Origin of the sequence: Paracidovorax konjaci (genome assembly GCF_900112675.1) — a bacterium.
Classification (GTDB): Bacteria; Pseudomonadota; Gammaproteobacteria; order Burkholderiales; family Burkholderiaceae_C; genus Paracidovorax; species Paracidovorax konjaci.
This window is the reverse complement of record NZ_FOMQ01000004.1, coordinates 231,638-249,283: the sequence shown is the minus strand read 5'-3', so window position 1 is coordinate 249,283 and position 17,646 is coordinate 231,638. Positions and strand designations below refer to the sequence as shown.

The 17,646-nt window shown below is 68.0% G+C and carries 17 protein-coding genes and 1 pseudogene; 11 read left to right on the top strand and 7 right to left on the bottom strand.

Going from position 1 to position 17,646, the window contains the following annotated elements; translation table 11 throughout:
* The first annotated feature begins 79 nt into the window (after positions 1–79).
* The 6 genes and pseudogenes from BM144_RS07640 (at position 80) to BM144_RS23100 (ending at position 6,000) form a co-directional block, all read left to right on the top strand.
* Positions 80–484 (top strand): FKBP-type peptidyl-prolyl cis-trans isomerase, encoded by a 405-nt coding sequence (locus tag BM144_RS07640; protein ID WP_175525975.1) that lies wholly within the window; start codon positions 80–82, stop codon positions 482–484.
* Positions 485–646: 162 nt separating this feature from the next.
* Positions 647–2,904 (top strand): annotated as a pseudogene (locus BM144_RS07635) (PAS domain-containing hybrid sensor histidine kinase/response regulator).
* Positions 2,901–3,632: an RluA family pseudouridine synthase gene (locus BM144_RS07630; protein WP_434802653.1), complete on the top strand. Its 732-nt coding sequence runs from the start codon at positions 2,901–2,903 to the stop codon at positions 3,630–3,632. Before BM144_RS07635 ends, BM144_RS07630 begins: the two are co-directional and overlap by 4 nt.
* Positions 3,633–3,766: 134 nt before the next feature.
* Entirely contained in the window at positions 3,767–4,552 is a 786-nt protein-coding gene (locus BM144_RS07625) for an SDR family NAD(P)-dependent oxidoreductase (protein WP_092951116.1), read from the top strand.
* A 147-nt stretch (positions 4,553–4,699) separates the two neighbouring features.
* Entirely contained in the window at positions 4,700–5,695 is a 996-nt protein-coding gene (locus tag BM144_RS07620) for a Bug family tripartite tricarboxylate transporter substrate binding protein (protein WP_092950778.1), read from the top strand.
* A gap of 137 nt (positions 5,696–5,832) precedes the next feature.
* Complete coding sequence (locus BM144_RS23100; protein ID WP_175525974.1) at positions 5,833–6,000, top strand: hypothetical protein; 168 nt, start codon at positions 5,833–5,835, stop codon at positions 5,998–6,000.
* Positions 6,001–6,027: 27 nt separating this feature from the next.
* Here BM144_RS23100 and BM144_RS07615 read toward each other — a convergent pair whose 3' ends face one another.
* Both BM144_RS07615 and BM144_RS07610 read right to left on the bottom strand, forming a co-directional pair.
* Positions 6,028–6,465 carry a universal stress protein gene (locus tag BM144_RS07615; RefSeq protein WP_092950776.1) on the bottom strand — a complete coding sequence of 146 codons (438 nt, stop codon included), beginning with the start codon at positions 6,463–6,465 and terminating at the stop codon, positions 6,028–6,030.
* 112 nt (positions 6,466–6,577) lie between these two features.
* Complete coding sequence (locus BM144_RS07610; protein ID WP_092950774.1) at positions 6,578–7,351, bottom strand: 2OG-Fe dioxygenase family protein; 774 nt, start codon at positions 7,349–7,351, stop codon at positions 6,578–6,580.
* Between the two features lie 180 nt (positions 7,352–7,531).
* Between BM144_RS07610 and BM144_RS07605 the strand changes: the two genes are divergently transcribed.
* Positions 7,532–7,939 (top strand): PilZ domain-containing protein, encoded by a 408-nt coding sequence (locus BM144_RS07605; RefSeq protein WP_092950772.1) that lies wholly within the window; start codon positions 7,532–7,534, stop codon positions 7,937–7,939.
* Positions 7,940–7,990: 51 nt separating this feature from the next.
* On the opposite strand, the gene BM144_RS07600 is transcribed toward BM144_RS07605, so the two are convergent.
* Positions 7,991–9,682: a long-chain fatty acid--CoA ligase gene (locus BM144_RS07600; RefSeq protein ID WP_092950770.1), complete on the bottom strand. Its 1,692-nt coding sequence runs from the start codon at positions 9,680–9,682 to the stop codon at positions 7,991–7,993.
* A 404-nt stretch (positions 9,683–10,086) separates the two neighbouring features.
* Between BM144_RS07600 and BM144_RS07595 the strand changes: the two genes are divergently transcribed.
* A complete protein-coding gene (locus BM144_RS07595) occupies positions 10,087–11,094 on the top strand; it encodes a D-2-hydroxyacid dehydrogenase family protein (protein ID WP_092951114.1) in 1,008 nt (335 codons plus the stop codon).
* 112 nt (positions 11,095–11,206) lie between these two features.
* On the opposite strand, the gene BM144_RS07590 is transcribed toward BM144_RS07595, so the two are convergent.
* The 4 genes from BM144_RS07590 to BM144_RS07575 form a co-directional block, all read right to left on the bottom strand.
* The gene (locus BM144_RS07590; protein ID WP_092950768.1) at positions 11,207–12,337 is read right to left on the bottom strand and encodes a branched-chain amino acid ABC transporter substrate-binding protein; all 1,131 of its coding nucleotides are present in this window, start codon (positions 12,335–12,337) and stop codon (positions 11,207–11,209) included.
* 146 nt (positions 12,338–12,483) lie between these two features.
* Complete coding sequence (locus BM144_RS23785; protein ID WP_434802652.1) at positions 12,484–12,783, bottom strand: hypothetical protein; 300 nt, start codon at positions 12,781–12,783, stop codon at positions 12,484–12,486.
* 170 nt (positions 12,784–12,953) lie between these two features.
* Positions 12,954–13,388, bottom strand: a complete 435-nt coding sequence (locus BM144_RS07580; protein WP_092950766.1) for a DNA polymerase III subunit chi — start codon at positions 13,386–13,388, stop codon at positions 12,954–12,956.
* A gap of 39 nt (positions 13,389–13,427) precedes the next feature.
* Positions 13,428–14,945, bottom strand: a complete 1,518-nt coding sequence (locus tag BM144_RS07575; RefSeq protein ID WP_092950764.1) for a leucyl aminopeptidase — start codon at positions 14,943–14,945, stop codon at positions 13,428–13,430.
* Positions 14,946–14,968: 23 nt separating this feature from the next.
* On the opposite strand from BM144_RS07575, the gene lptF reads away from it, so the two are divergent.
* From lptF to BM144_RS07560, 3 genes are read left to right on the top strand one after another with little or no spacing between them, the layout of a single operon-like run.
* Positions 14,969–16,066, top strand: coding sequence for an LPS export ABC transporter permease LptF (lptF, locus tag BM144_RS07570; protein WP_092950762.1), 1,098 nt, complete (start codon positions 14,969–14,971; stop codon positions 16,064–16,066).
* Positions 16,063–17,166, top strand: a complete 1,104-nt coding sequence (gene lptG, locus BM144_RS07565) for an LPS export ABC transporter permease LptG (protein ID WP_092951110.1) — start codon at positions 16,063–16,065, stop codon at positions 17,164–17,166. The genes lptF and lptG overlap by 4 nt, the downstream gene beginning before the upstream one ends.
* 34 nt (positions 17,167–17,200) lie before the next feature.
* Complete coding sequence (locus BM144_RS07560; protein WP_092951108.1) at positions 17,201–17,581, top strand: sirohydrochlorin chelatase; 381 nt, start codon at positions 17,201–17,203, stop codon at positions 17,579–17,581.
* Positions 17,582–17,646: the final 65 nt, after the last annotated feature.

The window sequence follows — 17,646 nt, the reverse complement described above, 5'->3', positions numbered from 1 at the left end:
GGCGGCGGTGGCCGGCGGCCGCCGCCCGTCCCCGCATGGGGGCTACCATCGCGTCTTTTCTTTCCCGGAGCACCGCATCTTGAAAGCCCTGATCACCACCCTGCTCGCCAGCACCGTCCTGGCCGGCGCCGCCTACGCCCAGGCCCCGGCCGTCACCACGTCCAGCGGCCTCGTCTACGAATCGCTCAAGGAAGGCAGCGGCGAATCGCCCAAGGCCACCGACACCGTGAAGGTGCACTACCGCGGCACCCTGGCCGACGGCAAGGAATTCGACAGCTCGTACAAGCGCGGCGAGCCCACCGAGTTCCCCTTGAACCGGGTGATCCCCTGCTGGACCGAAGGCGTGCAGCGCATGAAGCCGGGCGGCAAGGCCAAGCTGACCTGCCCTCCGTCCATCGCCTACGGCGCAGCCGGCGCGGGCGGCGTGATTCCGCCCAACGCCACGCTCCAGTTCGAAGTCGAACTGGTTTCCGTGCGCCGCTGACCGCCCGGCACCCGGCGCCCATGCCCCTGTGGCCGAAGAAGGCGGAGGCACGGCTGCCGGGGCGGGCCGCGGCGTACACTGGCCCGATTCCCCGCGGCGCCGCCGCCCCGTGCGCCGCAGTGGCGTGAACCGTCCGAGCCGCCCGAGCCGCCCGAGCCGCCCATGAGCCGCCCCGATCTGTCGTTTCTCCTGCCGCCCGACCCGGACGGCCCGCCGCGCCCTGCCGGCCCCGCGGCCGAAGGCGCCGCGGCCGCGCCGGCACCGCCGGATGCACCCGCCGGGCCCGCCCGCCGGCCTCCCGAACGGCCCGCCGGCCCGCAGGGCCCCGTGGCGGCGCTGATTGCCGAGCTGCGCGCCTACCAGGCCGAACTGGAAGTGCAGAACAAGGTCCTGCGCTACAGCCAGACCGCCGCCGAAAGCGCGTCCGAGCGCTTCGAGACCCTCTTCGCCAGCGTGCCGCTGGCCCTCATGGTGCTCGACGAGCACGACATGGTGGTGCAGGCCAATTCGATGGCCCACCGCTGGTTCCAGCCCGGCGAGGCCGACCGGCCCCTCACCTCCCTCATGCCGTTCGTGAGTGCGGCCGACGCCGACCGCGTGCGCGCCACCTTCGCCGAGGCGCAGGAGCACGGCCACGGCGAGGCCAGCGAGGTGGTGTTCCCCATCGGCTCGGCGGGCTCGTCCATCACGGGCGACCTCTACATCGCGCGCATCGAGGCCCCCCAGGAAGGCGGCGGCCCGCCGCAACCGCAGTTCCTCTGCGCGGTGGTGGACCAGGGGCCGCTGGTGGCCGAGCGCCTTGCGCTGCAGCAGAGCGCCGAGGCGCTGCAGCAGCGCAATGCGCAGCTCTACGACAGCGAACGGCGACTGGAGGCCGTCATCAACTCCGCGCTGGACGCCATCATCTGCGTGGACCAGCACCAGCGCATCACCGTCTTCAACCCCACCGCGGCGGCGCTCTTCCAATGCTCGACGGCCGACGCGCTGGGCAGCCCGCTCGACCGCTTCCTGCCCGACGCGGCGCAGGCGCTGGCCTTCGCGCAATTGGCCACGCAGGCCGTGCTGGGCGAGATGCTCGCCCTCACCGCCAGCGGCAAGGAACTGGCCGTGGAGGTGAGCGTGTCGTTCGAGCGGCATGCCGAAGGCGAGACCACCACGGTGTTCGCGCGCGACCTCACCGGCCGCAAGAAGGCCGAGGCGCACCGCACCGAACTGGAAGCGCAGTTGCGCGAATCGCACAAGAGATGCAGGCCGTGGGCACCATGGCGGGCGGCATCGCCCACGACTTCAACAACATCCTGGGCGCCATCCTCGGCAACGTCGAGCTGGCCAAGGCCGACTGCCCGGCCGGCGCGCCTGCGCTGGAAAGCCTGCACGAGATCGAGAAGGCCGGCCGCCGCGCGCGCGACCTCGTGCGCCAGATCCTCACCTTCAGCCGCAACGAGCCCCCCAAGCGCACCGCCGTACCGGTCTCCGAGGCCGTGCACGACACCGAGCACCTGCTGCGCGTGACGCTGCCGCCCGCCATCGAGCTGCGGCTGCAGATCGACGCGCCCCTGCCCGCGATGCTGGCCGATGCCACACAGGTCGAGCAGGCGCTGCTCAACCTCTGCACCAACGCCATCCACGCCATCGGCGAGGCCCGCGGCACCGTGCACGTGCAGGCCTCGGCCCTGCATCCCGAGCAGCGGCTGTGCGAACGCCTGGCGCTGCCGGCAGGCGAGTACGTGGTGATCAGCGTGATCGACAACGGCCCCGGCATGGACGCGGCCACGCAGCAGCGCATCTTCGAGCCGTTCTTCACCACCAAACCCGTGGGCCAGGGCACCGGGCTGGGCCTGGCCGTGGTGCACGGCGTGATGCGCACGCACGGCGGCGCGGTGGACGTGCAGAGCGCCCCCGGCGAAGGCAGCCGTTTCACGCTCTATTTCCCGGTGGCCGAGGGAGCCCCCGCGCCACAGGCGCCCGCAGCGGCGCAGCCCCAGGCGTCCGCAGCGCCCGGGGCCGCCACGGCCCCGCTCCTCGCGGGGGCCCCGGCGGAGCGGCAGCGCCACGTGATGTACGTGGACGACGACCAGGCACTCGTCTTCCTGGTGCAGCGGCTGCTCAAGCGCCGCGGCTACCGGGTGAGCGGCTTCACCGATCCGCACGAGGCCACCGAGGCGCTGCGCGCCGACCCGCAGGCCTACGACCTCGTGGTGACCGACTACAACATGCCCGGCTACTGCGGCGTGGATCTGGTGCGCGAATCCAAGCGCATCCGCGCGGACCTGCCCGTGGCGCTGGCCTCGGGCCACGTGACCACCGAGATCGAACGCGAGGCGCTGGCCGAAGGCGCCAGCGCGCTGATCCACAAGCCCAACGACGTGGACGAGCTGTGCGCCACCGTGCACCGGCTGGTGCACGGCGAGCAGGCGTGAACCCGGCCGTGGCCGCGGGCCCGCCGGAGCCCGGCGACAGGCCAGCCCCCCTGTCGCCCGCGCCCGAATGCCTTTTTGCCGACGGCGACCTGGTCGTGCTGGCCAAGCCTTCCGGCCTGCTGTGCGTGCCCGGCCGCGGCCCCGACAAGCAGGACTGCCTGAGCGCACGCGCAGCGCGGCACTGGCCCGGCGCCTGCGTGGTGCACCGGCTCGACCAGGCCACCTCGGGCCTCGTGGTGATGGCGCTGCATGCCGAGGCCCAGCGCGCGCTCGGCAATGCGTTCGCCGCGCGGCAGGTGCACAAGCAGTATGTGGCCGTGGTGGACGCCGGCCACAGCCTGCCAGGAGCACCCCCGCAAACGCCCTGGCAGGAGATCGACCTGCCCATCGCGGCCGACTGGGAGCGCCGTCCGCTGCGCGTCGTGGACGCCGCCCTGGGCAAGCCCAGCCTCACGCGCTGGCGCGCCGCGCCACCGGCCGCCGGCGCACCGCTGCCGGCCGATCCGGGCGGCAGCCTGCGGGTACTGCTGGAGCCCGTCACCGGCCGCACGCACCAGTTGCGCGTGCACATGGCCGCCATCGGCCACCCCATCCTGGGCGACGCGCTCTATGCGCCAGCCGCCGTGCAGGCCCGCGCCCCGCGGCTGCTGCTGCACGCGGCGCACCTCGCCTTCGCCCACCCGCGCACGGGCGCGCCCCTGCAATTCGATGCGCCGCCCCCGTTCTGAGGGGCTAGGCACCCAACCTCAAGCAAAAAGCCCTCCATGCCGCCGGATTCATTCAATAGTTTGCTATTAATTTAATAGCAAACAAGTGCTTGACATGCCTGGGCACGGCGCGCCGCATTACCATCGCCGGCACCATGCAAGGCACTTCCCCCTCCCCCACCCCGGCCCGCCCCCTCACCCTGCTCACCGGCGCCTCGCGCGGCATGGGCTTCGCCATGGCGCAGCAGCTGCTGGAAAGCGGCCACGCGCTGGTGACGCTGTCGCGGCGCCCGAGCGATGCGCTGGCCGCCATCGCGCAGCGCGCCGGCTCCCCGCTGGAGCAGTGGGAGCAGGACCTGGCCGAGGGCGCGCAGGCCGCCGACCGGCTCCGCGCCTGGCTCGCGGCCCAGCCGGCCGGCCGCTATGCGAGCGCCACGCTCATCAACAACGCGGGCGTGGTGCCGCACATCGCACCGCTCGCCGACAGCGACCCGGAAGACCTCGCGCATGCACTGCGGGTCGGGCTGGAGGCCCCCATGCAGCTCACCGGCGCCTTCCTGTCCGCGACCCGCAACTGGGCCGTGCCGCGCAAGGTGCTCAACATCTCTTCGGGCCTGGGGCGCCGCGCGATGGCCTCGCAATCGGCCTATTGCGCCGCGAAGGCCGGCATGGACCACTTCACGCGCTGCGTGGCGCTGGACGAGGCGCAGCAGCCCGGCGGCGCCAGGGTATGCTCGCTCGCTCCCGGTGTGATCGACACCGACATGCAGGTCCATCTGCGCGCCGCCGACCCGGCCGCCTTCCCGGACCTGCAGAACTTCGCCAGCCTCAAAACGGATGGCGCATTGACCGCTCCCCACGATGCCGCCGCGCGCGTGCTCGCCTGGCTCGCACGATCCGACTTCGGCGAACAGCCCGTGGCCGACGTGCGCCAGCCCTGACGCGCTGAACCCGCGGCCCGGCCGGCCGGCCGGGCAGCAATCGTGCAGATTCCACCGCGCCTAGCGCTTGCCCGGTTGCGCGCAGCCCGCCGCCGCACCAAGAATGGCCGCCATCGCGCGCATTTCCCTTTCGGAGACACCCATCCCATGATCCGCTCACTGATCTCGTTCACCGCCCTCGCGCTCGCACTGGGCGCCGCCAATGCCCAGACCGCCCCGGCGGCCGCCCCCGCACCCGCGGGCGCCTACCCCACCAAGCCCGTGCGCCTCATCGTGCCCTTCCCGCCCGGAGGCGGCACCGACATCCTCTCGCGCCTCGTGGCGACCAAGCTCACCGAAACCCTGCACTGGACCGTCGTGCCCGACAACCGTGCGGGCGCCGGCGGCACCATCGGCATCACCGAAGCCGTCAAGGCCGCGCCCACGGGCTACGACCTCGTGATGGGCCAGAAAGACAACCTGGTCGTGGCTCCCTACCTCTACAAGAACCTGCCGTGGGACCCCACGAAGGATCTCGTGGCCATCGCCCACGTGGCCTACACGCCGGTGATCATCGCCACCGGCGCCAACTCGCGCTTCAAGACCCTGGCCGACGTGGTCGCCGCCGCGCGCGCAGAACCCGGCAAGATCACCTACGGCTCGCCCGGCAACGGCACCACCATCCACCTGGCGGGCGACCTGTTCGAGAAGGCGGCCGGCATCAAGCTGAGCCACATCCCCTACAAGGGCTCCAATCCCGCGCTCATGGACGCGCTGGCCGGCAACGTGGACCTGCTGGTGTCCTCCGTGCCCTCGGCCATGGGCCAGATCAAGTCCGGCAAGCTGCGCCCGCTGGCCGTCACGTCGATCAAGCGCTCCTCGTCGCTGCCGGACGTGCCCACGGTGGCCGAATCCGGCTACAAGGGCTTCGACGTGAGTTCCTGGTACGGCATCTTCGCCCCGGCGGGCACGCCTGCGAACGTGGTGGCGACGGTCAATACCGAGGTCAACAAGCTCATCGCCCAGCCCGAGATGCGCGCCGCCATCCAGGCCCAGGGTGCCGAGCCCGAAACGATGGGCAGCGCGCAGTTCTCTGCATTGCTGAAGACCGACTACGCCAAGTGGAAAGGCATCGTGGAAGCCTCGGGCGCGAAGATCGAATAATCAACCGGCGCGCCCAAAATACCAATGAAATAAATATCATTAAGCCAATTCATAAAATAATTACATGCCAGAGAAGTAACAAGAGAACTACACTTTATATGCCAATAATTTCTTTGGCATAAATAAGCAGGAATTTCATGAGCGAGAAAAAATTTTACTCCGGGCAAGAATGCCCTAAAACAGCCAAATATGGTCAATACAGCGACAGGACCGATCAGTATTCCGGAGCCGAATATGACCGGAATGTCGACAAGGGTGAAAAATTTCCACCAAGCCTGAATAATCATCACTTCAGAGAAAAATAAAAAAAGGGGCTAAGCCCCTTTTTTTATTCAATTCCTCACTATTAATACTGGAACATGCACCACGCCCAGCACACGCTGCGTGACGCTGCCCAGCACCAGCTTCTCCAGGCCGCGCCGGCCATGCGATCCCATCACGATCAGGTCGGCGCCGGTGGTCTCCAGCGCGCGCAGGATGCCGTCGTGCACGGCATGGCCTTCGCCGATCACGGTGGTCACGGCCACGCCGGCTTCCTCGAGGGCCTTGCGGGTCGCGTCCAGCGCGGTGTTGGCTTCCGACGTGGCGGCGTTCATGTACTGCGACTGGCCATAGGCGAAATCCGCGCCCACTCCGGTGAACGGATAAGGGTCCACCACGTAGACGGCGGTCACCTGGGCACCGAAGGCCTTCGCCAGCCCCGCGGCCTTGGTCACGGCGGTCATGGAAGTCGGCGAGCCGTCCACCGGAATCAGGATGTGCTTGAACATGGAACTTCTCCTTTCGTTGGTTATGGGAACGAGAGCGCACCCGGGCGACCCGGCAGGCCGTGCCCGGATGGAACCAGTGTGCCGCAACCCGGCGGGGCCAGGTTGATTCGCATCAAGCGGCTGGGGTTGCTTCGGCTTCCTGCTGGAAACCGCCGCGCCGGCAGGTGACCACCAGCGTGTCGCGGAAGCCGGGGCCGTCGCCGAGCGGCTGGATCGGCGTGGTCTCGTGGATCATGCGGGCGTCGTCCAGCAGCATGAGCGACCAGGGCTCGCTGAGCGTGAAGCGGTGTCCGCTCGGCCCTGCAGCTTCAAAGATGCGTGTCTCGCCGCCCTTGATGCCCTGCCGGCCCACCAGGAACACGGCCACGAGGTCCACGCCATCGCGGTGCGCGCCCTCGGGCGTCGGGCGGCCGATGCCGTCCGTGGTGTCGATGCGGAACTGGTGCGCCTCCAGGAACCAGCGCTCGGGCCGCTGCGCCAGCGCCTCCTGCGAGACGCGCGCCAGCGCCGCCAGCAAGGCGCGCCACGCAGGCTGCGCGGTGGTGGCCTCCTGCATGGGCGCGAACCACCGCTCCATGCCACCGTGCAGCGCGTTGTACTCCAGCGGCTGCCAGTGCGCGCGGTGCGGCACGGGGTGCAAATCGCGGCCCTGCCCATCGGCCACGAAGCAGGCATGCCGCCGCCGGCGGTAGCGGCCGCCGTCCTTGAGGAATTCGTCGGGCGGCAGCGCCTGCCAGTCGGCATGCAGGGCTTCGAGGTCGGCGGCCGGGCAGCCGATCCAGGCCGCCGTGTCCTCGGGACGCAACACGGCATAGCCCGTGCTGCGCAGGTGCGCGGCGACCTGATCGGGCGGCAGGTAGGGAGGAGGAAAGGTGATGTGCGCCATAGGCCCGGGAGCTTAACTCCGCCGGCCGCGCCCGCGTTTCACCCGCATCAAGGAAACAGGCGCGACGGCCGGTTTTCGCAGCGGGGAATCCGGAGGGCTTCGCACCGCCTACCGCGCCGCTTTTGCGGCCGCCCGCCGGCACCTGCAGTAGCATCCGGGCGCAGCCATCCAGGAGAATCCATGTCCCATGAACGCCGCCACTACGTCCGCGTGGCCTTCGACGCACCGGCCCGCCTGGCCGTGAGCGGCCACGGCACCTTCGAGGTGCGTGTGCTGGACGTCTCCCTGCAGGGAGCCCTGCTGGAGCTGCCGCCGGACCTGGCCCTGCCGCAGGGCACTCCCTGCGCGCTGTCCATCCCGCTCATGACGGGCCCGGAGCAGATCGCGATGTCCGGAGAACTCGCCCACCTGGACGGCGCCTGCGCGGGCCTGCAGGGCCACACGATCGATCTCGACAGCGTCACCCACCTGCGCCGCGTGATCGAGCTGCAACTGGGAGACCCGGCACTGCTCGAACGCGACCTGCAGACCCTCGTGTCGGCCCACCGCGGGCGCAGCGTCCCGGTGCAGCCGGCCATGGGCCACTGACACGGTGCGGCCCGGTGACAGCCCTCCTGCGCCAGCGCGCAGCGGCGTGGATCAGGCGGCGGGCTCGGCCTCCTGCAGCTGGCGCCACATCACCTTGCCGCTGCCGCTCTTGGGCAGCGCCTGCGCGAACTGCACCACCCGCGGTGCTTTGTACACGGCCATGTTCTCCCGGCACCACGCGATGATGTCCTCCTCCGACACGTGGCCGCGCTCCGCAGGCCGCAGCACCACGACGGCCTTCACGGTTTCCCCGCGGTAGCTGTCGCGCGCGGCGATCACGCAGGCCTCCTGGATGGCTGGGTGGCGGAACATGAGCGCCTCGACCTCGGCCGGCCAGACCTTGAAGCCGCTCGCGTTGATCATGCGCTTGAGGCGGTCGGTGAGGAAGAAATAGCCCTCCTCGTCCATGCGCCCCAGATCACCGGAGCGAAAGAAGCGCTTGCCGTCCAGCTCGATGAAGGCATGCGCCGACGGGTTGGGCAGCTTCCAGTAGCCACTGAACACGCCCGGGCCATGGATCACGATCTCGCCCTGCTCGCCCACCGGCACCTCCTGCAGCGTGTCCGGGTCGATCACACGGGATTCGGTGCTGATGAACGGCACGCCCAGGCACTGCTGCTTGGGCCGGTCCGGCGGGTTGGTATGCGAGGGCGCGGCCGTCTCGGTGAGGCCGTACCCCTCGGTGTAGCGCAGGCCGAACTGTTCCAGCAGCCGCTGGGCTACCGCCTGCGGCATGGCCGCCCCGCCCCCGCCGATATAGACCAGGCTGGAGAGGTCGTACTCGCCGAAGTGCGGGCTCGCGAGCAGGTCGATCACCATCGTGGGAATGTTGGTCCAGTTGGTGACGCGGTACTGGGAGATCAGGCGGCCAGCCAGATCGCGGTCCCAGCGCGGCATCATGACCAGCGTGGCGCCCGCATAGATCGACGAATGCATCATGCTCACCATGCCGGTGATGTGGAACATCGGCACCACCGCCAGGGTCACGCTTTCGGACGTGGCGGTACCCCAGAGGCTGCTGGCGACGGCGTTGTGCATGACGCTGCGGTGCGGGTGCATGCATCCCTTGGGCAAGCCGGTGGTGCCGCTCGTGTAGGGCAGCACGGCCAGGTCCTCGGGCCCCACGTCGAGCGCGGGCGGCGTCGGTTCGCCGCCGAGCGCGCTGCGCCAGGAATGCACCTCGCCGCCGTCCAGCACGGGCAGCGCACGCTCGGTGCAAAGCCAGTCCTGCCACGCGGCCGGCATGGCGCGGGCCTCCGGCGCCTGCGGATCGAAGGCGTCGGCGAACTGCGAGGCCACGAGGTGCGCCAGGCGCTGCGCAGGCGGCAGGGCATTGCTGGCCGAGGCCAGTTCGGGCGCGAGGTCGGCCGTCGTGATCGCCACCCGCGCATCGGGGTCGGTGATGTAGTGCTTGAGCTTTTCGGCCCGGTTCATCGGATTGACCGGCACCACCACCGCGTTGGCCCGCAGGATGGCGAAATGCGCGATCACGAGCTGCGGGCAGTTCTGCATGCACAGCAGCACGCGGTCGCCCTTGCGCACGCCCAGCGCATGCAGGCGGCCCGCCAGCCGCTCTGCGGCCTCGGCGAGCGCGCGGTAGGTCAGCACCTCGCCGAAGAACACGACCGCCGGCTTGTGCGGATAACGCTGGGCACTGACGGCCAGGTTGTTCCAGAGCGAGGTCGCCGGAGGTGTGAGGGAGTGCGGCAGGCGCCGGGGCCAATGGGCGTGGTGTGCAGGCATGGGAGATTGCGGCGGAGTTCCGCGGAACGGTGCGAAACGCACATCCTGCGGCGCGTGCGGCGCACCCGTATTGGGGATGGCCCCAATCGCCGGTCGCCCACGCGACGCCGCGCGGGCCCCGGCGCCGCCACCGCATCCACGCCGGCCCCAGGAGCGCCCTGGCTGCAGGCACCCGGTATCGAAGCACGGCGTTTTTGTAACGGCATGTCCCCGTCAGCCCGTTTCCACGCTGACCGTGGCGCCATGCGGCTCCACCATGAACGACAATGGCGGCTCCGCCTGCGTGCGCCCACCGCCATCCGCACGACCGGACGGCGCAGCGCACGCCCTTGCACACTCATCGCTTTTATCGCAGGCCCCACCCGATGCATGCGCACGCGGTGCGGACTGCGGCCCTGGATTCCATGAACATTGTCATCCTCGACGACTACCAGGACGCCGTGCGCAAGCTCCATTGCGCCGCGCGGCTCGATCCCTATTCCGCCAAGGTCTACACGAACACGGTCAAAGGCCTGGGCCAGCTGTCGGTCCGGCTCAAGGACGCCGACATCATCGTGCTCATCCGCGAGCGCACCCAGCTCACGCGCCAGCTCGTCGAAAAGCTCCCCCGGCTCAAAATGATCGCGCAGACCGGCAAGGTGGGCCCCCACGTGGACGTGGCGGCCTGCACCGAGCGCGGCATCGCGGTGGCCGAGGGCGTGGGCTCGCCCGTGGCCCCGGCAGAACTCACCTGGGCCCTCATCATGGCGGCCATGCGGCGCCTGCCGCAGTACATCGCCAACCTGAAGCACGGTGCCTGGCAGCAGTCGGGGCTGCGCTCCGCATCGATGCCGCCGAATTTCGGGGTCGGCACCGTGCTGCGCGGCAAGACGCTCGGCATCTGGGGCTATGGGCGGATCGGCCAGATCGTCGCGGGCTACGGCCGGGCCTTCGGCATGAATGTGCGCGTGTGGGGCCGGGAAGCCTCGCGCGCGCAGGCGCTTGGCGACGGCCTGCAGGTTGCCACCACGCGAGAAGAATTCTTCTCGCAGTGCGACGTGGTCTCGCTCCACCTGCGCTTGAATGACGAGACCCGCGGGATCGTGCGGCTGGAAGACCTCTCCACCATGAAGCCCAACGCGCTGCTGGTGAACACCTCGCGTGCCGAACTCATCGAACCCGACGCGCTGATTGCGGCGCTGAACCGCGGACGTCCCGGCATGGCGGCGGTGGATGTCTTCGAAAGCGAGCCCATCCTCCAGGGGCACGCGCTGCTGCGGCTGGAGAACTGCATCTGCACGCCGCACATCGGCTACGTGGAACAGGACAGCTACGAGCTGTACTTCGGGGCCGCCTTCGACAACGTGGTGAACTACATCCGCGGAACGCCGACGAACATCGTCAATCCCGGGGCGCTGCAGGTGCGCCGCTGAACGGCGCATCGCCGCCAGTTTTGCGGTGGAGCGACCGTCCTTCGTCGTTGTTCGCCATCCATGAAAAAAGGCCTCCGCATGCGGAGGCCTTTTGGTTCAGGAAGAGACGATCTCAGTTCAGAGGCGTCTTCTTGCCGTCCTTGTACACGTACAGGGTGATGGCGGGGTTCTTCAGTTCGCCATTGGATTCAAAGGCGATGTTGGCCGTCACGCCCTTGTAGTTGGACTTCTGCAGCTCGGGGATGTACACCTTGGGATCCCACGAATTGGCACGCTTCATGGCATCGACCAGCAGCATGGTGGCGTCGTAGGTGTAGGGGCTGTACACCTGGAACTGGCCGGGGTACTTGGCGTCGTACTTGGCTCTCCAGGCCGTGCCGCCGGGCATCTTGGCCAGCGAGGCGCGGCCTTCGGCGCAGACCACGTTGGCCAGCGTCTTGGCACCGGCAGCCAGCTTGGCCACTTCGGCGGTACAGATGCCGTCGCCACCGAAATACTTCACGTTGGACAGGCCGAGCTGTTCCATCTGGCGCAGCATCGGGCCGGCCTGAGGATCCATGCCGCCGAAGAAGATGGCGTCAGGGTTCTTGGACTTGATCGACGTCAGGATGGCCATGAAGTCGGTGGCCTTGTCGGTCGTGAACTGCTCGTCCACCACCTTGATGCCCTTCGTGGCAGCCGTCTTCTTGAAGACGTCGGCCACGCCCTGGCCATAAGCCGTACGGTCGTCGATGATGGCGACGGACTTGAGCTTCAGCGTGTCGGACGCATAGGCCGCCAGGCCCGCACCCAGCGCGTTGTCGTTCGCGATGATGCGGAACGTCGTCTTGTAGCCGGGCTTGGTCAGGTTGGGGTTGGTGGCGGCACCGGTGACGTGCGGGATGCCGCAGTCGTTGTACACCTTCGATGCGGGGATCGTGGTGCCGGAGTTCAGGTGGCCCACCACGCCGGCGACCTTGGCGTCGCACAGCTTCTGCGCAGCAGCCGTGCCCTGCTTGGGATCGGCGGCATCGTCTTCGGCCTGCAGTTCGAACTTGATCTTCTTGCCGGCGATCGTGACCCCTTGGGCATTCAACTCCTCGATGGCCATGCGCGCACCATTTTCGTTGTCCTTGCCGTAGTGAGCCTGGGGGCCAGAAACCGGTCCCACGTGGCCGATCTTCACCACCTGTTCTTGTGCAGAGGCGACACCGGCAACAGCCGCGATAGCGGCAACCACGGTCAGTTTCAACTTCAATTGCATATGAATCTCCAATAAGGGTGATCGCTGAGTACCTTCTTTTCCCTCAGCGCCGGAAACATATCGCAATTTGCGGGCCAGGACACCGGGAGTTGCGAGTACATGTGATCGAAAACCACAGGGGAATACCCTGTAGCCCCGCGAAACCTTCAGCGCGGAGCACTGCCGGGCAACGTCGCCAGCTCTTCGGCCACCGCTTCATACACCGCATGGCGCACGACGGATTCCACCTCTTCGCGCAGCCGCGGCACCATGGAACGTGTCTGCTCCTGCACCACGGTGGCGATGGCCTCTCGCAGGCGCTGGTCGAGCACCACATCCACGCGCTGGATGATGCGGTGGATAACGACTTCTTCGATGCCCGAGAAATCGGCGGGTGCCGGTACCGGTACTGGAGCAGGAGGCAAGGGCTGCGGGGCGCCCGATGCTCCGCCGGAAGCATGCAACAAGGGCGCTGCCTGCACAGGCGGTGGCACGGGCAGGGGCGCAGCCGCCGGCGTTACGACCCGATCGGGGGCGGCCGCCGCGGCTGCCGCCTCGGCTCCCACAGGAATCTGCACCACATCGGTGAGCGTCGGCACAAATCTGGGAGGCGCCTTGGGAGGTTGCATCGCCACGGTCACCCTCCCTTCAGCACGAGGTCGTGCCGAACGATGGCGTAGCCTCGCTGCGTGTAGTGCCGCCACCGATCGCGAGCACCCGCCCGATCGGCTTCGTCTTCGGAGCTCACCACTTCCACCAGCCGAGCGAAGCGCTCGAAACCTGCAGGCACTGCCGCACCCAGGTTCAGCAGCACGTCGGCGGAGCCTGCGGCCCTGGGGTCCTGCGCCAGGACCACGGGCGACGCGTCGCGCAGCTCCGCGTCGTCCTCCTGGCGGCAATGGGCCACGAAGTCCTGGGGCCCCATCGCCCAGAGCGCGCGATCGAGTGCGTCGAGGACCGCCGCGGGAGCGGTGATCACCAATGACGCTTCGTTGCGCAGTGCCTTGCGCGCGAACCGGCAAGCGTAGGCCAGCTTGTCCGGCGCGTTGAAATGGAAGGCGATCTCGGTCATGCCATGGAGCGGGCCATCGAGAAGAGCACTGCCCGAGCGTCAGGCCGCACGCTGCACGCGCCGGGGTTTGGCGTCCGCAGCCGCGCGACCCGGGCGGGCACGAACCGCTGGCGCCGCAGGGATGGAGTCGAGCAGGAACTGCACGAGCAGCCCCACCGGCCGACCCGTTGCGCCCTTGGCCGCTCCGCCCTTCCAGGCCGTGCCTGCAATGTCCAGGTGGGCCCAGGGCTGGTCGCCAACGAATTTCTGAAGGAACTTGGCCGCGGTGATCGCGCCCCCTGCCCGGCCTCCGACGTTGCCCATGTCGGCGAAGTGGCTCTTGAGCCCATCGGCGTATTCGTCGTCCAGCGGCATGCGCCAGCATGGATCCAGCGCCGATTCGCCAGCAGCCTGCAGGCGGCCGGCCAAGGCCTCATCGTTGGCGAAAAGGCCGCTGCGAACGCCGCCAAGCGCCACGACACAAGCGCCGGTCAGCGTGGCGATGTCCACCATCGCCACGGGCTTGAAGCGCGCAGCGTAGGCCAGCGCATCGCACAGCACCAGACGGCCTTCCGCATCGGTGTTGAGCACTTCGATGGTCTGGCCGCTCAGGCTCGTCACCACGTCGCCAGGCTTCACGGCACGGCCGTCGGGCATGTTCTCGCAGGCGGGGATGAGGCCCACGACATTGATCGCCGGCTTGAGTTCGGCCAGGGCACGGAACACGCCCAGCACGCTGGCGGCGCCTCCCATGTCGAACTTCATCTCGTCCATTTCGGCCGCCGGCTTGATGGAGATGCCACCGGTATCGAACGTGATCCCCTTGCCGATCAGCGCCACGGGAGCGTCGGCGCGGCCCGCGCCCTGGTACCGCAGTTCGATGAACCGCAAAGGCTCCTCGGACCCCTTCGCGACCGCGAGAAACGCGCCCATTCCCAGCTTGGCCACTTCGGCCGGCCCATGGACCTTGACCTGTATGGACGCATGCTTGGCCAGCGCCTTGGCCGCACCCGCCAGCAGCGTGGGCGTCGCGTGGTTGCCAGGGCGATTGGCCCATTCGCGGGCATATTCGATACCCAGGGCCAGTGCCACGCCTCGGGCGAAGCCCGCCTTCGCCGCAGCGGCATCTTGCACACCGATCACCACGCGCGACAGCGCGCGCGGCTCGGTCTTGGACTTGGTTGCCGTGTACAGATAACTGGCCTCCGACACGGCCTGCACGGCGGTACAAGCGGCCGCATCTGCATCCGCCAGCGCGCTCAGGCACACGGTGGCCCGTTTGACCTGCGGGGCTTTCCATATCGCCGCGGCGCCCAGCAGCGCCTGCCGGACCGCCCGCGGACTGCCATCGCCCGCGCCCAACAGCACCACGCGGCGCGCCGCCACGGCGGGGGCCTGGTAGAGCGACAGGCTCTTGCCTGGCTTGGACTCGAAGTCCCCCTGGCGAGTGGCATGGGTCACGATGGCAGAGAGGGCATCGCCCGAGGGTTTGAAGCCATCGGGTACCAGCACGGCGAGCAGATCGCATTTCTCGGTGGTGGCGGCCGCCAGGCCCAGGGTCTTCAGATCGAAGTTCATAATCGGCGTTTTCCTTCGAGCCAATGTTATTCGATTCATCCATTCGCAAGGAGCTGGCGCGCAGCTTCGGCGCGACCCTGGTGGTACTGGTCACCGTGGTCATGACCATGATGCTGATCCGCACGCTTGGCCAGGCATCGCGCGGCAGTGTCAATCCGTCGGACGTGATGCTCGTCATGGGCTTCACCGTGCTCGGCCAGCTGCCGACCATCCTCACCCTGAGCCTGTTCGTCGCCGTGGTCGGCACGCTGTCGCGCATGTACCGCGACAGCGAGATGGTCATCTGGTTCGCGAGCGGGCGCGGAATGCTTCATCTGCTGGCGCCGCTGCTGCGGTTCGCCTGGCCGGTGATGCTGGCCATCGCCACGCTCGCACTGCTGATCTGGCCCTGGGCCAATCAGCAGATCCAGCAACTCAAGGTGCAGTACGAGCAGCGCGGCGACGTTGACCGCATCGCGCCAGGCGAATTCCAGGAATCGGCCAACGGCAGCCGCGTGTTCTTCATCGACCGGGAAACACCCGACCAGCAGCAGGCCACCAACGTGTTCATCGCGTCCACGGAACGGGGCCGCGAGATCGTCACCTCCGCCCGCAGCGCAAGGCTGGAAACCCAGGGCGAGCAGCGCATGGCCCTGCTGAGCGACGGCCAGCGGCTGGAAACCACCGTGGACAAGCCCGGGCTCAAAGTCAGCGAATTCTCCGAGTACGGTACACGCGTCGGCTCCGCGGGGCTTGGGCCCTCCGATGACGTGGCAGTCAAGACCCGCTCCACGCGGGAACTGTTCGCCTCCAGCGATCCTGCCTTCCGTGCGGAGATCGGCTGGCGATTCGGCCTTGCATTCGCCGCATTGAATTTCGTCATCATGGGCCTGGCCGTAGCCAGCGCCAATCCGCGGGCCGCGCGCAGTACGAGCCTGGTATTCGCACTGTTTTCGTTCGTCGTCTACTACAACCTCATGACGCTCGGACAGAGCTGGGTGGGTTCGGGCCGCCTGGGCCTTGGGACCTTCATGCTGCTGCTGCATGGCGGCACGCTGGTGCTGGGCCTGCTGCTGCTGGCCGCCCGGCACAACCGGTGGTCGCCGCAGATGCTGTGGCAGCGCACGAGGGCACGGGCATGAAAACCATCCGCAGGCTCATCTATCGCGAGGCCATAGCGGCCGTGGCCTTCGTCACGCTCGGGTTCCTGGCACTGTTCTTCTTCTTCGACATGGTGGATGAATTGCGCTGGGTCGGACGCACCGGCGTGGACGGCTACCAGGTGTCGCACGCACTCCTGTTCGTCGCGCTCAGCATCCCGAGCCATCTGTACGAACTCCTGCCGATCACGGTGCTCATCGGCACCATTTTCGTGATGGCAAGGTTTGCGCAAAGCTCGGAGTTCACCATCATGCGCACCAGCGGCCTCGGCCCCTGGCGCGCGTTGCGCACGCTGCTGGTGCTCGGCTGTGCCTTCGTGCTGCTGACCTTTGCGGTGGGCGACTACATGGCCCCGGCAACCGACCGCCTTGCCCAGCTCGTCAAGGCACGGCACCTCGGCCAGTTGACGTCCGGCGCCACCGGCGCGTGGCTCAAGGAACGCCAGGGTGAGCACTCCGTGGCCGTGAACGTGCGGGCGTTGAGCCCGGATGGCGGCATGCGCAATGTGCGCATTTTCGAATTCGACGGCGACGGCCGCGTGGCATCCACCATCCAGGCAGCATCGGGTGAATTTGGCGCGAAAGGCTGGGAGTTGCGCGAGGTCAAACGCAGCGTCTTTCTTCGCCGTGGTGAAGCACAGGCGAGCGTCGAGCGCCTTCAGGAAGCCAGTTTCCACTGGCCGACCCACATCAGCAGCGACATGGTTTCAGCCTCGTTGCTGAAGCCGGACCGGATGGCCACCATCGACCTGTTCCAGTACATCCGGCATCTGGAGTCGAACGGGCAGTCTGCGCAGAAGTACGAAATCGAGTTCTGGCGCAAGGTCTTCTACCCGCTGAGTTGCCTGGTGATGGTGGTGCTCTCGCTGCCCTTCGCCTACCTGCACTTTCGCTCTGGTGGCATTGCGGGCTATGTCTTCGGCGGCGTGATGGCAGGTATCAGCTTCTTCCTGCTCAACAACGTGTTCGGGTACGCGGGCAATCTGCAGAACTGGTCGCCGTGGCTCACGGCTGCAGCGCCAGGCATCATCTATTCGCTACTGTCGCTGGCAGCCTTCGGCTGGCTGGTCCTGAGGCGTTGAGATGGTTGGCGCCGATACGACTCCAGCCAAGTCGATGACAGGCACAGCCGCTGCGCGACGCGGCGTGGTTCTGTTTGCCCACGGTTCGCGGGACCCACTCTGGCGTGCGCCGATCGAGGCCGTGGAAACGCGCATGCGGCTGCAGAACCCGAATGTCGAGGTCCGCTGCGCCTACCTGGAACTGATCGAACCGGATCTCCCGGCCGTGGTGCGCGAATTGGCGGCCTCCGGGATCGACCATCTCTCGGTGGTGCCCATGTTCCTCGGGACGGGCAAGCATGCGCGTGAGGACCTCCCGCTCCTGGTGCACGCATTGCGCGCCGAGCACCCTCACCTGACGGTTACCGTCCAGGGTGCCATTGGTGAAGATCCCCGGATGACGGCGCTCATGGCATCGATCGCGGGCGAGAGCTGAAGCGGCGCTTTCTGCGCACTGCAGATTGCACCGAAGCTTTAGACGATTGCAGCATAATGAGAATA